The organism is Lentzea sokolovensis, from assembly GCF_033949975.1.
Lineage (GTDB): Bacteria > Actinomycetota > Actinomycetes > Mycobacteriales > Pseudonocardiaceae > Lentzea > Lentzea sokolovensis.
The window spans coordinates 22,319-38,040 of record NZ_JAXAVU010000003.1 but is presented as its reverse complement, the minus strand read 5'-3'; the positions used below and the strand labels follow the sequence as shown (position 1 = coordinate 38,040).

The 15,722-nt window shown below is 65.3% G+C and carries 8 protein-coding genes; 4 read left to right on the top strand and 4 right to left on the bottom strand.

All coding sequences use genetic code 11. The features are described from left to right. Positions 1–162: 162 nt before the first annotated feature. Genes SK854_RS05425 through SK854_RS05410 form a run of 4 tightly spaced genes read left to right on the top strand, consistent with a single transcriptional unit; the run spans position 163 to position 4,677 of the window. Positions 163–1,536, top strand: a complete 1,374-nt coding sequence (locus SK854_RS05425; protein ID WP_319973869.1) for an amino acid permease — start codon at positions 163–165, stop codon at positions 1,534–1,536. Further along, positions 1,533–2,777 carry an arginine deiminase gene (locus SK854_RS05420; protein WP_319973868.1) on the top strand — a complete coding sequence of 415 codons (1,245 nt, stop codon included), beginning with the start codon at positions 1,533–1,535 and terminating at the stop codon, positions 2,775–2,777. The genes SK854_RS05425 and SK854_RS05420 overlap by 4 nt, the downstream gene beginning before the upstream one ends. An 11-nt stretch (positions 2,778–2,788) precedes the next feature. Further along, entirely contained in the window at positions 2,789–3,781 is a 993-nt protein-coding gene (gene argF, locus SK854_RS05415) for an ornithine carbamoyltransferase (RefSeq protein ID WP_319973867.1), read from the top strand. Next, the gene (locus SK854_RS05410) at positions 3,781–4,677 is read left to right on the top strand and encodes a carbamate kinase (protein WP_319973866.1); all 897 of its coding nucleotides are present in this window, start codon (positions 3,781–3,783) and stop codon (positions 4,675–4,677) included. The genes argF and SK854_RS05410 overlap by 1 nt, the downstream gene beginning before the upstream one ends. A gap of 336 nt (positions 4,678–5,013) precedes the next feature. Here SK854_RS05410 and SK854_RS05405 read toward each other — a convergent pair whose 3' ends face one another. The 4 genes from SK854_RS05405 to SK854_RS05390 all read right to left on the bottom strand — a co-directional run bounded on the left by SK854_RS05405 (position 5,014) and on the right by SK854_RS05390 (position 15,591). Further along, complete coding sequence (locus tag SK854_RS05405) at positions 5,014–5,286, bottom strand: hypothetical protein (RefSeq protein ID WP_319973865.1); 273 nt, start codon at positions 5,284–5,286, stop codon at positions 5,014–5,016. Positions 5,287–5,798: 512 nt separating this feature from the next. After that, complete coding sequence (locus SK854_RS05400; RefSeq protein WP_319973864.1) at positions 5,799–9,416, bottom strand: DUF4365 domain-containing protein; 3,618 nt, start codon at positions 9,414–9,416, stop codon at positions 5,799–5,801. A 362-nt stretch (positions 9,417–9,778) separates the two neighbouring features. Beyond that, positions 9,779–10,789: a PDDEXK family nuclease gene (locus SK854_RS05395; protein ID WP_319973863.1), complete on the bottom strand. Its 1,011-nt coding sequence runs from the start codon at positions 10,787–10,789 to the stop codon at positions 9,779–9,781. Next, positions 10,786–15,591 carry an NACHT domain-containing protein gene (locus tag SK854_RS05390; RefSeq protein WP_319973862.1) on the bottom strand — a complete coding sequence of 1,602 codons (4,806 nt, stop codon included), beginning with the start codon at positions 15,589–15,591 and terminating at the stop codon, positions 10,786–10,788. Before SK854_RS05390 ends, SK854_RS05395 begins: the two co-directional genes overlap by 4 nt. Positions 15,592–15,722: the final 131 nt, after the last annotated feature.

Here is a 15,722-nt window from a genome sequence, read left to right as displayed (position 1 = left end):
TCCAGGCTGCTCTGCGCGCTGGCCAGCGCGCAGAGACCGGGGTCCCGCACGACTGGGGACCTAGTGCCCGGTGCTCGCGAGACCTGGGGAGGTGGGGGATCTTCTTCGCCTGGCGCAGGCTTCTCAGTGCTGAACAGTCCACATCGGAGTGAGGAGTGCGCCGTGAGCACAGAGACCGCCGGACCGGAGGCCACCGCGCCTCCAGGACCGGGCAGCGACCAGCCGCGACCGTCCAGATTCGGCCTGCCCACCGCGACCGCGCTGGTGGTCGGATCCGTGATCGGCACCGGAGTGTTCGGTCTGCCCACGGCACTCGCGGCGTTCGGCCCGATCAGCCTCGTCGCGTTCGTGCTCGTCAGCATCGGGGCGCTGGCACTCGCGCTGACGTTCGGCGCGCTGTCGAAACGCATCAGCGGTTCCGGCGGCCCTTACGTCTACGCGCGCGACGCGTTCGGCGACTTCGCCGGCTTCCTCAACGCCTGGTGCTACTGGATCACCGCCTGGGCGGGAAACGCGGCGATCGTCGTCGCGCTGGTCGGATACGTCGAAGTGTTCGTCAACACCGACCACGAGGTGGTCTGGTCGATCGCGATCGCCTTGGCGGGCCTCTGGATTCCGGCACTCATCAACCTGTCCGGCCTGCGGAACATGGCCGTCACGCAGATCCTCTCCGTCGTGCTGAAGATCGTTCCGTTGCTGTTCATGGCGACCGTCGGCCTGGTCTTCGTGAAGTCCGCGAACTTCGGTCCATTCAACGCGAGCGGCACCTCGGTGTGGGGCGCCATCTCGGCCGCCGGCGCGATCGCGTTGTTCAGCTACATCGGCATCGAGACCGCCTCGGTCGCCGCCGGCCGGGTGCGTGATCCCGAGCGCAACGTCAGCCGCGCCACGGTGTTCGGCACGATCGGCTGCGCGGTCGTCTACATCCTCGGCACGCTCACCGTCTTCGGCACCGTGCCGAACGCGGCGCTGCGCGACACCAAGGCCCCGTTCACCGACGCCGCCAACGCCATCTTCGGCGGCCAGTGGGCCGGGCAGACCATCGCGATCGCCGCCGTCGTCTCCGGCCTCGGCTGCCTCATCGGCTGGACCCTCATCATCGGCGAGATGCCGATGGCCGCCGCGAAGGACAACCTGTTCCCCAAAGCGTTCCTGCGCACCCGCCGCGACATCCCGAGCTTCGGCATCATCAGTTCCACCGTGCTCGCCTCAGCCCTGGTGATCGTCAGCTACACCAACTTCGAGCAGGTCTTCACCACGCTCGTGCTGCTGTCGGTGTTCACCGCCGTCGTCCCGTACCTGTTCAGCGCCGCCGCACAGCTGTACTGGCTGCTGGTCCGCGGCCGCCGCGCCGAATGGCCGCACCTCGTGCGTGACTGCACGGTCTCGGTTCTGGCCCTGGTGTTCGCGTTCTGGGCGCTGGCCGGCAGTGGCTACCAGGCCGTGTACTACGGCGTCATCTGCCTGCTGCTGGGCGTGCCGCTCTACATCTGGCTCAAGGTCAGCCGTGACGAGTACGGCGAGGTGAGGTTGTGAACCTCGGCGTCGGATCGGAGGTCGGCACGCTCCGGCAGGTGATCGTGCATCGCCCAGGTCTCGAGCTGAGCAGGCTCACCCCGCGCAACTGCGACGAGCTGCTGTTCGACGACGTGCTGTGGGCCGCCAAGGCTCAGGAAGAACACGACGTCTTCGCCTCGGTGCTGCGCGGCCGCGGGATCGCCGTGCACCACACCGGCACGCTGCTCGCCGAGACACTGGCCCTGCCGGAAGCACGGGCTTTCGTCCTGGACCGCGTCTGCACGCCGGAGTTGCTCGGACCCACGCTGGCCGTGCCCGTCCGCGAGTTCGCGGAGAAGGTTGACGCCCCGCAACTCGCCGAACTGCTCGTCGGCGGTGTCACGCGCGCTGACCTGTCGCCGCTCAGCGTGCCGAGCCTGCGCTGGAACAGCCTCGGCCTGGACGACTTCGTCCTGCCACCGCTGCCCAACACGCTCTTCCCGCGCGACAGCTCCGCGTGGATCTACGGCGGTGTCACGATCAACCCGATGGCGAAGGCCGCCCGCCGCCGCGAATCCCTGCACTGCCAGGCCATCTACCGCTTCCACCCGCTGTTCGCCAACGCCACGTTCCCGATCTACTACGGCGCCGACGACGCCAACCACCAGCCCGCCACGTTGGAAGGCGGCGACATCCTCGTCCTGGGCCGCGGCACCGTGCTGATCGGCATGGGGGAGCGGACCACCCCGATGGGCGTGGAAATCCTGGCCCGCGAACTGTTCCGCACGGGCCAGGCGAGTTCCGTGATCGCCGTGCAGTTGCCCCGCTCGCACGCGCTCATGCACCTCGACACCGTCATGACGATGCTCGACCTGGACACGTTCATCCGCTATCCCGGCCTCGATCCCGAGTCCCTCAGAACGTGGGTCATCACCCCTGCCGACGCGGAAGAGGTCATCGAGCGCAGCTCGGCCGGCCTGCGCGTGCAGGAGCGGACTTCGCTGTTCGCCACGATCGCCGACCTGCTCGGCGTCGACCAGCTGCGCGTGCTGTGCGCGGACGAAGATGCCCGCGCTGCCGAACGTGAACAGTGGGACGACGCCAACAACTTCCTCGCACTCGCACCCGGCGTCGTCGTCGGCTACGAACGCAACACCGTCACCAACACCATGCTCGCCGACCACGGCATCGAGGTCATCTCCATCCCCGGCAACGAACTCGGCCGCGGCCGAGGCGGCGCCCGCTGCATGACCTGCCCGATCCAGCGCGACGGAATCTGAAAGGACATCTGATGCGCCACCCCGGCTCGTTGCTCAAGGAACTCGACCTCACCAAGGAGAAGTTCCTCGACCTCGTCTCCCATGCCCGCGGACTGAAGCGCGCCAAGGCATCCCACACCGAGCACCCGCTGCTGACGGGCAAGAACATCGCCCTCGTCTTCGAGAAGAGCTCGACCCGCACCCGCTGCGCGTTCGAAGTCGCCGCCCACGACCAGGGCGCCCACGTCACCTACCTCGACCCGACCGGCTCCCACATGGGCCGCGAGGAGTCCGTCTCGGACACCGCCAAAGTGCTGGGCCGCATGTTCGACGCCATCGAGTTCCGCGGTTTCGCCCAGGACACCGTCGAAACGCTCGCGGAGCATGCCGGCGTGCCCGTGTGGAACGGCCTGACCGACTCCTGGCATCCCACCCAGATGCTCGCCGACATCCTCACCATGACCGAGAACTTCGACGGCCAGATCGAGGACATCAGCTTCGCGTTCGTCGGCGACGGCCACAACAACGTCGCCCGCTCCCTGCTCATCACCGGCGCCCTGCTCGGCATGGACGTTCGCATCGCCGCCCCCTCCACGTTGCAGCCGCCCGCCGGCGTGATCGCCAAGGCCCAGGAACTGGCCGCGACGAGCGGCGCCCGCGTGCTCGTCACCGGCGACCCCGAACAGGCCGTGGCCGGCGTCGACTTCATCTACACCGACGTCTGGGTCAGCATGGGCGACTCACCCGAAGCCTGGGACGACCGCGTGCCTCTGCTGACGCCCTACCGCGTCACCGCCGAGCTGATGAAGGCCACCGGCAAGCCCACCACGAAGTTCCTGCACTGCCTGCCGTCCATCCACGACCGCACCACGATCGTTGGCCGCCGGGTCCACGACCAGTACGGCCTCGACGGCGCCGAAGTCACCGACGAGGTGTTCTCGTCTCCCGCTTCGGTCGTCTTCGACCAGGCCGAGAACCGCCTCCACACCATCAAGGCGGTCATCGTCGCCGGACTGGCCTCCTGATGCGCATCGTCGTCGCACTCGGAGGCAACGCCCTGCTCATGCGCGGCGAACACGCTGACGCCTCCGTCCAGCTCCACCACGTCGAAGCAGCGGCGCGAGCACTCGCGCCGCTGGCCGCCGAACACGAACTCGTGGTGTGCCACGGCAACGGCCCCCAGATCGGCCTACTCGCACTCGAAAGCGAAGCAGACCCGTCGTTGAGCCGCCCGTACCCGCTCGACACCCTCGGCGCCGAAACTCAGGGCATGATCGGCTACTGGCTTGCCCAGTCCCTGCGCAACGCCGGCGTGCGCAAACCGGTGCTCGCCGTCGTGACGCAGACGGTGGTCGATGCCTCCGACCCGGCGTTCGCCGCGCCGACCAAGTTCATCGGCCCGCTCTACGACCGCGTCCAGGCCGCCCGGCTGTCCGAGCAGAACGGCTGGACCGTCGCGGCAGACGGCTCCCACTGGCGCCGCGTCGTGCCCTCGCCGGAGCCGCTCCGGCTGGTCGAACAGGACTCCATCGAGCAGCTCGTGAGCGGCGGGACCATCGTGGTCTGTGCTGGAGGGGGAGGAGCACCCGTGGTCGACGACGGTCGGCTGCACGGTGTCGAGGCGGTCGTCGACAAGGATCTCACCTCGGCCGAGCTCGCGATCGCGCTGAACGCCGACCGCCTGCTCCTGCTGACCGACGTACCCGCTGTGATGACCGACTTCGGCATGCCTGACGCCGTGCCGCTGCGGCGCTTGGAGTTGGCGGAGCTGGAGGAGCTGACGTTCCCCGCCGGATCGATGGGACCGAAGATAGAGGCCTGTCGCCGGTTCGTGAAGGCAACAGGGGCGGTGGCAGCCATCGGCGCACTCACAGAGGCGGGGGCGATCCTGGAGGGCTCAGCAGGCACGACGGTTTGCTGACTACTTCTCAGACCTAGCTATCACCGCTGGATGCGGCGTGCGGCCGTCATGAAGTATCGCCCGAACGGATGAACCAACCGTAATCCGTTAACGCGTTCGGAGGTGCCCTCGACGGATGTAGCACATCGTCCTAGCCGGCCGGCGGAGGTAGCCATGCGACTGAACCGAGATCAAGGAGCTGCTGACCGAGAGCTACCGCGAGCTCGCCCCGGCGAAGCTCGCGCGCCTCCTCCCGTGAGCAGCGGTCGAAGTCTCCCAGCTGCCAGGCACACCCTCGCCGCCGCAGCACCCTTGCGAGCCCGACTTCAACCCCTTGAGACTGAACGGATCGAACGCCTAGCGGTACTCAGCGGGACCGTCTCGGTGGAGTCCTTCATGAGTACCGGCATGCCGCTTGACCTGTGCGGACGTAATTTTCGGCACGCGCAGGGCGTCTGCCGGCAGCCGGAGGTAGCCCTCCTTGGTGAGCTTGAAGACGCCATGTGGGTCGGCGGTCACGACCAGGAGGCCGTCGTGTTCGCGGATGCTCAGACGGGTGGCTGCGTCCCACGCCAGTGCGGCCGTGATGTGACGGTCCGCGACTCGGCCGCGGTGGTCGACGGCGGCCATCCGGTACAGAACGTTCGTCTGCCGGGCCGGTCGTGACGCCGGGACGACGATAAGCGGGAGCGGCTGGCCAATGGCACGGGCTGACGCGCCCGGTGCATTCCCTGGTGCGGTGTCAGGGACGATGGGGCGGATGTACGAAAGCGTCATCGAACGCCACCCGCAGGTAGCACCGAAACGCAAAACAGGTGCTCAAGTGGACTTGAGCACCTGCCACGTAGACGTCGCAAATTTGCGACATTTTCGTGTCCGAGGGGGGACATGAACCCCCACATGTAGCAAGCTTGCGCAGTTTGTGTGCTCATGCGCTATTGGATAGCTCGAACCTAGTATAGAGGGCCAGTCGGCACGATTCAATCTTTCGTCACTTAACTTTGAAGCCAGAGGTGTTGCGGCTGGTTCGCGAAGCGCCAGACGGCAGGGTCCGTTAAGGCTCGGGGGTCTTCTTTCTTGCGCAGAACCTGCCGAGCTTCACAGAGAAGTGCTCTCCGATTTCGTCGGCAGAACCAACCAGATCATTGACGACGCTCGTCCCGGTGACGCCGAATGGTTTCGGCGGCACCGCGCGCAGCGTCGTGCAAGACGTCGCGAGTTGGTGTGTCGACGGCTAGATGATCAGCGATTGTGTCGGTGACCATGCCTAGCGCGTCTTCCAATGCGCTGTTCGCTACGTGCTCGGCGACGCCCATGCAGACGTTGGCCAACCATGCGACGAGTAGGTCAGATTCGTGTGCGTGAACGTTCTCGAGGATGGGCAGGCAGTCGGTGAGTGCGCTGTCGTAGTCGGACCAGAAGCCGCCGCGCTGCACGTAGGTAGCCGCCGCGCCGACCGACCAGTTCTCGTCGCGAGCAAGGCCAAGGAGTTCCTCGGCGGTCAGGGTCAGATCGACGACGTGGGCGCGGGCCAATGTCTGCACGTCGGCGCGCAGCGTGTCCTCGACCAGTTCCTCCTCGATCAGCACGTGCAGCAGGGCGAGAGTGCTGAACGAGGGTATTCCACGCTCTACAGCCAGTTCGCGCACTACGACATCATCGCTCCACAACGCTTTGCCCGTCTGCGCAGCCGTTTCGAGCGAACTGACCCAAACTTCTCGATCGCCCAAACCACCCCGGTCAGGAAAGACATCGCGAGCAGGAGTATCCACAGCGACAAGATCACGCGCTGCAGCGTCGACATCGGCAATCCGGGCGATGAACTCACCGGCTTGCTGCTCGGAATGCTCGGTCACCGTCAGAGTGCTCTGGTCGGGGTCGAATCCGATCCAGCTCACGCTGTCAGGATCGCGGCGCAGTTCGGCACCGGTTGCCTGGATGTCATGTAGCACGTTGCGCGGCGCCACGAGTTCGGCGAACGCAGCTCGCAGGGAGGGCCACCGGTCAGGAAGCAATGTGGCAGTGGTCAACGCGCTGGTCTCCACCACGACGGACTGATTGAGTGAGGCCGTCGCGGCGGCGATTTCCCAATGGAAGCGGCTGGGGTCCACGGTCATTGCCACTAGTGGCCCGCAGGCGCGTTGGATCAGCGCCTGGGCATAAGGCCGTGCGCGGGATGCGGCAACCAATCCGAGCGGCAGCCGTCCCTGCCTCACCAGGCTTAGCAACAGCCGATCCTGCTCAGCGCGCGGCGCCAGATGGGCGCGGATCATCTCGGCGAAGTTCAGTCCGTCGATGTTGATCGCGCGGATCGGGCCGTCGGGATGGCGGGTGGTGTGCAAGAGGAGGGCGTCCTGAAGTCTCTGCTGCCCAGCCTCGTCAAGTTCGGGCAGGATCGGTCGGCCATCCGGGGTGCGTCGGCCGCTCGCGTGCATCAACGTGGCAAGGACCTGCGCACAAACCTCGAAATCGTCGGACCAGCGGTCCAGGCTGTCCAGAGCAGTGGCGATGTCGGCCTCGGTGAACCCGAACTGCGCATGCAACCCCATCCACCCGCCCAGAGCAGCGCGATGGATGATCGGCGGATTGAGTTGCTGCAAGCGTGCCCATGCATCGGCGAGACGACCTTGGTTGATGGTTGCGCCGATCAGCACCCATTGAAGGTCGGTCTCTTGTGGATGCTCGCCAAGCGCCGCTCGACTCTGGGTTTCGACGTTCATCCAGTCCCCGCGCATCGAGTAGAACCCGATCAACCCGCGACGCAGCGCCAGCCGCCGCTCAGCTGGAAGATCGGGGCGAGACAGGAGCTGGACAGCCGACTCCGCAGCGGCATCAGGCTGGTCGCTCCGCAGCAGCAGGTTCAACCGCATCGCGTCCAGTGCGACGTCTCCGAAGCGAGCGATTCCCCGCGCACATTCCTGCAGTGCTTGATCGTATTGGCCGTCGTTCTCCAACACCTCGACCAGTAGCTCCACCGCAGCGGCCGACGTAGCGACGTACCGACGCAATTGCATCACGGCGGTCTGAACGTTGCCGCGGCCGGCTTCACTGCGAGCACCCAGGAGATCGGCTGTGACCGGATCGATTATCCCGGATTCGCGAGCCTGATCGAGTTCGGGATACGGCCAGGCACCCAACGTCGCCATCAGGTAGAGGCCGCGCAAGAGCAAGTCGTGCTGCTCGATGGTCGGCAGTGCCTGTCGCCACAACTCGATCTGCTCGTCGCGTGGAAGAGCAGGGTCGGCGATCAACGCGCGTAGACCTGCGGCAATCGGCTTTCCCTCAACCCGGTCGACGAACTCGGTGGCCTTGTCCCGTTGGCCTTGGGAGAGAGCTGCGATGGTGGCGAGGTAGGCGACGTTCTCTTCGCTTGCTTCGTGTTCGCTGGCATGTCCCTCGGGCGAGGGCGTGGCGAGGTTGATCATGGTTGTGTACGCGCCGACAAGGAGGTGCTTGCGCAGCAGCACCGTCAGCGCCTGCTCGCTGGGTCCGGACCAGCGGCGTCGCTGCTGCCACGCGGTTGTAGCCAGGTCCTCAGCGCGGCGTAGATCTTCCGCCGGCACCGCCGCAGAGCCATCCGTCACGCGCCACAACAGCGCCTCTGCCAGCCGCAGTTGCAAACCGCTGTTGTCCGATCCAGCGGCCAGTGCCTGCTCGGCGTAGGACACCACTCCGCTGATGTCACGGCGGTTGCGCGCATCCTCGCCGAGAATCTGCAGGCACATTTCTTCGCTGGCCAGTTCGTGTGGCGACGCAGTCCTGAGGGCTTCCGGAACCGGCACCTGGCCGGTTTCGCTCAGCCGCCGCACGTGCCAACGGACGGCCTCCAGGAGCAGAGACGATCCACCAGCGGCCTCAGAGTTCCTCAGCAGGTCAGCTGCCCTTGGCATGTCGCCGGCGCCGGCGGTGAAAACTGCGGCAAGGGCGTATAGCCGCCCTGCGATTGCATTGACCTGGCTGGCGGCTAGCGTGAACGCCCGAGCCGCCAGGTCGGGGTGGCCGTGCTCCACCGAATACGCACCCAGGATCGCTTCGAACTGTCCACCGCCGCGGACCAACCAGCTTGGCTGGCTGGCCAGGATTGTCTCGACCGCCAATCGCGGTTCATGACGTCCGCGCGCCAACGCGACGGCGAGCCGCAACGCCCCGCGCGCTTCGCTAGCCGCGACGCGACGAACGGCCTCCGCCACCGATGGCGGCAAGTGCGGCATCGTCTCATCCAGAGGGTCTTCCGTCGCACCGACTGCCGCGCAGGCGATGGCGGCGATCGCGTCTTTGGCGCCAGAGGTGATCGTCTGATCGCGTGGGATGACGATCGTCCAGTCGTTCGGTGTGTAGCTGATTCGCTCGGCGGTGACGTGCTGCCAGTACAAGGTTTCCGTGTCCGGATCACAGAAGATGATCAAGACGGGGAGGGTGTGCCCCAACCAGTAGTGCAGGTGCCGTTCGTTCCCCTTCGCGCGATACCGCCACCCCTCGGAAGTCGGTTCGAAGTAGGACTTTCCGGTCTTGATCTGCAAGGCCACAGGGCGCCCCGACGGCACGCCGTCCGTCTTGGGCTCCACGTGTGCATCGATGCCGTAGTCACCGATGGGCTGGTTGCGAAATACCCATCCCCACCTCGTGAATGCGGTATCGGTGAGGCCGACGCCAAGCCGTTCGATGTCTGAGCTGTCGGTCATGCCAACCCGCACTGGTGCCGATGTCGCTTGTTGATGCTGCTGCTCGCGGCTTCTCGCCAGAATCTCAAGCCCGTGCATGGTCGACAGAGGAACCCCGGTTCAGCGCGCCGCGTATTCCATGCGCGAGCTGCTTGTCGCATTACACCGCCGTCCAACTTCTGTGCCTGCCCAGGGCACCGGTCGTAGAAGGCTACGTGATCCCTCCGGCGCCACCGGGTGGCGCCCGGCATGCCGGATCAGTTTCGGGGTCGTCCGTGGTCGTCGCGGGTGGTTCAGGTTCGTGGGCGTTGACGCGGATGCCGCGCGGCACCCATAGGAGATCGCCCCGTGTCGCCGAGCGTGGGGCTGTCGTGGTGGCTAGCCTCACCCAACTGGGTTGATGGGGATGATCGAGTGTGGGGCGGGCATGAATGTTGCACGCGAGCTACAGTCGCTGTTGATCAGATATCCAGGCGGAAGTCTTCGATTTTCTGTTGTATCAGCAGTTCAGGGGAGTCGCCTTGCGAAAGGTCCGTGAGCATCTGGACGAGATCGTCGTCGTTGAGCACCAGGATCAGCTTGTTGTAGAGGATCCATTGTTCACGACGGATGGCAAGTGCGGACTTGTCTCCGCCGGTACGCGTCACGATGATTCCGAAGAGGCCGGTGCCGTGGCGTGACAGATAGTTGGCCATCTGCACCACCTGGTCTTTGCCTACGTTGCCTGCGTAGTTCTTCGCCTCAACGACGATGTGGTCGGCTTGGTATGCCTGGCGGAGGTGGTACCAGAAACCTTCGGTGCTGTAGTTCGGCATGATGATGTCGCGCCTGTTGATTCGCGAGGCGTTGGGGCGCTCCCACTTGCCCTGGTTCAGCGGAGGGCTGAACAGATGGTCGAGGATCTCCAGGCACACGCGCTGATAGGGGTTCCAGTGAGCCCTCCCCGGCAAGATGTTCCGGAGCCGAGCGGCCAACTCCTGTTCGACGTGCCGGAGGACGCCGCGCCGGGTGTTTTCGTCTTTGTCCTCGTCGGGGTAGACGTCAACGGGGCCGAGCAGGTCCATCGCACGGTCCCTGAGCCCGACTTGGGCCGCCCGCTCCACCAGCCGCTGCCGGTCGTAGCCCTCAACGCCCTGCTGCTTCAGATAGTCCAGCGCGGCGGCTGACAACGTGCCGGGTGTGGCAAGCGCCAACACAGGCCGCCGCCCTGTCCGTTCAGCGTATTCCTTGCCATAGTGGCGAAGCTGTTCCACGGCGTCCGCAAGCCGTGTTCGTGTTTGTGGCGGGATGTTCTTGACCTCGAACAATATGTCCGGACGCCCGCGTCCGTCGCCGCGGCCGAGTAGATCCACCCTGATCCGAGGTCCCACCGTATGGTCTGACTCTACATCTAGGCCTTCGGCGTCGAATATCTCTGCCAGCAGGTCAATGAGTTCGGACTCGGTGATCAGCTGGTGGCCCGGTGGTCTCATGGGCGGTCGGCTCCCGGATCGTCTCGCAATGCGATGTTCGAAGACGGGACGCTACCAAGATCAGCCACCTGGATGCCGCCCAAACTATCGCTGTCATATCTGGGCTTTGCTTCCCTGCGTGGTCGACGTGGCGGGTACTTGTGATCGTAATTAACGGTGCCGGCGACGATCCATCCATCTGAGGTGGTTTGGTGGATATGGAGACTGGTACGGGTGATCTGGCCGGGCCAGACATCGTGCTCCAGGGCTATTGCTGAGCGACGTTCCTGGTAGGTGACTTGACCGAGCGTCAGGTCGGCGGCCTTAAGGCGGGTGTGGAGGATGTCGGCGCGGATGAGCAGTGTGGAGTTTCCAGGCTCGAAGACGTTGGGAGCGAAGGCGATGACCTCACCGTCTTCCCCGTACACGGCAGCGTCGCGGGCGAAGGCATCAGGGGCTAGGAGCCTGAGCAGGTGCGCTGAGGGAAGGGACACGGACACCGAGTCGGTGAGGGAGCAGTCGTAGATGTTGCCTTCCCACAGGTAGTGGTCCGTGGTGAGCAGGACCGGTGCGGAGATGTTGGTATCCGTGATCCACCCATGCTCGTGTCCGCGGTCGTCGAGCAGTTCGTTGAACGCGGGTTGGTCGGGAAACTCGCCGAGGAACGGTCCGTCAGTGAAGCTCTGGTTGTAGTGGTGTGGACCGTAGGGCCGGAGCGGAGATCTCAGAACGTCGGCCACGTCGGTTCGGCGGATGAGGACCGTGTGATACACGACGGCCTGGTCTGCCCAGACGCCCTTGCTGTCCAGGCGTGGAGCCGGGCCGTAGGCGTTCCAGTACCAGGCAGCGGTGCTGTGGAGCAGGATCCACTCGTCGCTGTGGCGCAGGCGCAGAGTGCGGCCGGCGAGTGAGTCGGCGGCTGTGGCGCCGGGGACGACGACGAGGGCGCTGGTGTCCAGCAGTGCTGTGTCGTCGGCGACCCAGGCGCACTGGAGGTCGAAGCTGGATAGGTTGGGTGTCTCCGGCCTGGACAGTGGCAGCCACCAGGCGTCTGTAGGGATGTACTGGTCGTTGGCCGGGCTGGCGGGATTTCCTGTGAGTAGGTGCGAGGGATCGATGTCGCGGGTGAAGGAGATTCGCGCGGCTGTAACGGGTTGGCGGTTCTTGTTCTCGCTAGGCAGATGGGTATCGGCGAGCCGGGCGAGGGCTTCGTGCCATGCCTGCCACTGATATTTCTTGCCGATTCGTTCCCGCTTGCGTGAGGCGCGTCCGACGTCCTGTTCTTCGTCGAGTTCGTAGTCGAGTTCGCGGAAGCGTTGGGGTGTCCAGCCGCGGTCGGCGACTCCGAGGACGACGAAGCGGCATACGAGGCTGGCGTCAACAGGGGTCGACTCTTGATGTGGCTCGTCCTCCGCTAGGCCTTCGGCGTAGGCGAGTAGGTCGGTGATGCTTTCGTGGAGTGGGTGATCTTCGGGTAGGGCGTCGGCGAGCTGCTCCAGCAAGCTGGGACGTGGAGGTTCGGTGTCATCTGATGCCGCAGTTTCGTCCGTGGCGATCTCTTGTTCGGGGGCGTTACAAAGCCGGGTGGTGAAGGGGAAACTGTAGGGATGGTTGGTTCCGATGATGTAGCGGCCGAAGTCGCCGCCCTCGCCAGCGCTTAGGTGGATCGAGGCCCACAGCGTTCCATCTCGGGCGGGCTTTTCATCGGCGAATAGGGGATAGAGACGTTCCAACTCGTCCTGGTCAGGGATGTCTCTGCCGGGCCATGGGCTCGACCAGGGGCCTGCTGCTCGGGCCCAGTGGGCGTCGGTGAGCAGACCGCGCTGGCGGGCGAGCCGGACGATGCCCTGCGCGTAATCGCGGATCAGGATGTGGGGCGGCGGATCATCCTGGCTGAACACGGTGTCAAGGGTCGCCGTGGCAATCTCGAGCAGGAAGGCGTCGGGGAGGCGGCGTAGTGCGACGCCGTAGGCGGCCGCGCAGACCCGCTCCAAGACGTAGAGGTCGTCCACCTCCGCGGCATGGTGGATCAGTGTGGGCAGCACGGTCGGATGAATTGAGGCGATCTTGACTAGGCGGCGGGTGGCGGTGTCGCGCACGAACCGGTCGGAGTTGGTGAATGCCCATGTCAGGGTTACGGCACTTGCGAGGGCCGACTCCCCGCTCAGCCCGGCCAGGATGCGGTCATCCTCGGCGTCGACCCACGTGAGCAGTCTTGCGTAAGGGCTTGGTTGTGCTCGTCGTCCGGCGGTGGCTGCGGTCCAGGTCATGTCCCGTCGCCACATCGGCATCGCTGCCAATGTCGTGTGCAACCACTGGTGATCGAGGCGGTGGTTTGGATGGCACGCCAATGACACGGCGATGTGTGCGGCGGCTCGGGCGGCTTGTCGGTCATCGCCCAAGAGCCGTCGCTCCAGCAGTTTGGCCGCGGTGTCGGTGATCGCGTCGGGGGCTCGCAGCGGTAGTGAGGTGATCACCCGGTCCGGCAGCATCGTGCTCATCTCCGGCGCCAGGACGTCGGTGAAGTCGGTCAGCTCGATTCCGACGCGTTCAGGCAGAAGCAGGGTAAGCGCATCGAGTGTCGTGTCGCCGGCGTTCAGGTCTGCCAAGATCCGAGTGAATACGTCATGGTCGTAGCGGCCGTTGTGCCGCACCGAGTCGATGAGGTTGGTGGCGACCAGGTGGTCGGCAAGGCGCTCGTAGGCGAACTGCACCGGCTGCTCGTCGGGTGTCTGCTGGCGCCAGCCGATAAAGCTCTCGATGAGAACTCGTTCGGTCAGCAGTGCCAGGAACAGCGAGCGGGAGTGTCCACCTGTGGTCGGCCACACCCGTTCGGTGATTTCCTTGGCCTCTTGCCTGCTCAGCCAGCGCCTGCCCTGGCTGTGCATGACCTTGGCCAGCTCACGGCAGGCGGTGACGACCACGCGATCGTGCGGGTCGGTGTCCAGTCGCTCGGAAACGACCTCGTCCCTGGTGGCGAGGTACTCGTCGAGAACGGAGCTCAGGCCCGGTGCGACGCCGGTTAGCAGGCTGGGGTGTCGTTGAGCCGTGCGGCAGAACAGCTCCAGGAACAAAGGTTCCCGAAACTCTTGCAGTAGCAACGGTGTGGCTGGGCCGATGAGCTTGTAGTAGCGGAAGAACTCCCGTACGGCGTCGAATTCCACACCGTTGAACCCGAGGTGCGGGACGACCAGCGCTTCCTCACGAACATAGGCGGGAACGCAGGCATCCTGGGCAATGGTCCGCACGCTCAGAACCACGCCGATCCAGTCGTGCCGACGTACTTGCTTCAGGAAGCCTGCCAGGTGTGCTGGCCAGATTCTCCTGCCATCACCTTCGTTGAGGGCGTCCACCATCAGCAGTGCCCGGCGACCCGCGGACTTGGCCAGAGCGTTGATCGCGGCGAGGAAATCGTCGCTGGTGCCCGGCCATCTTAGGTTGGCTGTCGCTTGGGCCCACGGTTCCGTCGTGATGAGGAAGTGCTGTCCCAGCAGCAGCACAGCGGGTTGGCCGTCGTTGATCGCGGAGACGGCCGTGTCGGCCAGGAGGTGGCTCTTGCCTCGGCCGTGTTCCCCTGTGATGAGCAGAGTAGGTGCGTTCCACGCCTTCAAGGCCGGTCCGTCCAACGACCTGATGGCTTGTTCCAGATTTTCCCAGCCGGAGTCGACGGTGTCGCGAAAGTCGGACGATTCCCGGCTTTGGAGGGTGGGATCATCCGGTACTTGTCGGAGTGAGTCGAGCATCGCTGAGCACCGGGAACGCCACAGATCAACCGGTAGAGCGTCGGGTCCGGCAGGAGCGTCGACCAGCTCACGTAGAGCCTTGAGGTCTACCAGCAGGTCGTGAAGGCGCCCTTGTCCGGGTTCCATGGCTGCCGCCCGCCCGAGTGCGGTGTGCGCTTGGTGCAATTGGGCGCGCAGCGGCGACAATGCGTCCTCCCAGCGCGCGAATCCGGCCATCACACGTCCCACGGGCACGTCGACGGTCAACTCGCGGTTGTACCGGGGACCTAGGTTGTCTACCGCCTCGTCGAGGCGGTGATGCAACCACTCGAACGAAGCATGTCCTCTCGGCTGGTTCGGCGTATTCGCCAGAGGGTCGAAGGGGATGCCCATTGCCGCTCTGAGTTGATGGGTGAGTCGCCAGGACCGTTGATGAGCGAGCTTCAATCCTAGGCTGATCAGGCGGTCGAGCGTGCCGTCCGCGGCATTGGCGCGGTCCAGCAGGTGAGCTGCCTGCCTGCGGTGCATTCCGGTGTCAGGGTTGAAGTCAAGCCGCTGGACCTCCAAGACGCGGTAGAACCGGCGCAGCTCCTCCTGTGTGGGCGCTGTCCCCGATGCCCCCGTCCATCGCTGCTCGACGATGCTGTGGAAACGCGTCCAAACGGTGAGCTGTTTGTCAGTGCTTGCGGCGCCCTTCAATGGCAACGTGTCCGGATGGCCCCGCAGACGGGCAAGGACCATTGCGAGATCATCGAATGCGCCGCTCGACGTGGCATCGGTTGCGATCACCAGGCGATCTCGCGTCAGGTCGACTCCGCGAACCTCGACCCTGGTGCGTAGACCGCTGCGGAAGGCGTCGATCAACTGGTCGACGGCTTTGCACAGGTCGCTGGAGCCGGCGTCGAGACGAGTCATTCCGCGCTTGGCCTGAATGAGGATGAAGCCCCCGTCGTGCAACGCGATCCCGACGTCATCGACGGGCAGGCCCGTCTCGCAGCCGACAGCCTGCATTCGGCTTGCCGGATCCAAGTCGAACCCAGGGCCCTGGTCGGACACCGCGAGAGCGGCCCACCAGGCGAAGACCTCGGCCTGGAAGCGCATGCCTCCGGCGGCACGGGATCCACCTGCGGAAGCGGCGCCGGCTCCGTCGTCGTGCCGACTGACCATGTGTCCGAACCTCTTGTATTAACGGATCTTGGGGAGGATTGCTCTTGATGCCCGAGGGGTATCTC

Bases quoted from the DNA above. Each gene is read 5' to 3' on its own strand.
- argF (WP_319973867.1), top strand. From the start codon at position 2,789: ATGCGCCACCCCGGCTCGTTGCTCAAGGAACTCGACCTCACCAAGGAG.
- SK854_RS05410 (WP_319973866.1), top strand. From the start codon at position 3,781: ATGCGCATCGTCGTCGCACTCGGAGGCAACGCCCTGCTCATGCGCGGC.
- SK854_RS05405 (WP_319973865.1), bottom strand. From the start codon at position 5,286: ATGGCCGCCGTCGACCACCGCGGCCGAGTCGCGGACCGTCACATCACG.
- SK854_RS05400 (WP_319973864.1), bottom strand. From the start codon at position 9,416: ATGCACGGGCTTGAGATTCTGGCGAGAAGCCGCGAGCAGCAGCATCAA.
- SK854_RS05395 (WP_319973863.1), bottom strand. From the start codon at position 10,789: ATGAGACCACCGGGCCACCAGCTGATCACCGAGTCCGAACTCATTGAC.
- SK854_RS05390 (WP_319973862.1), bottom strand. From the start codon at position 15,591: ATGCGCTTCCAGGCCGAGGTCTTCGCCTGGTGGGCCGCTCTCGCGGTG.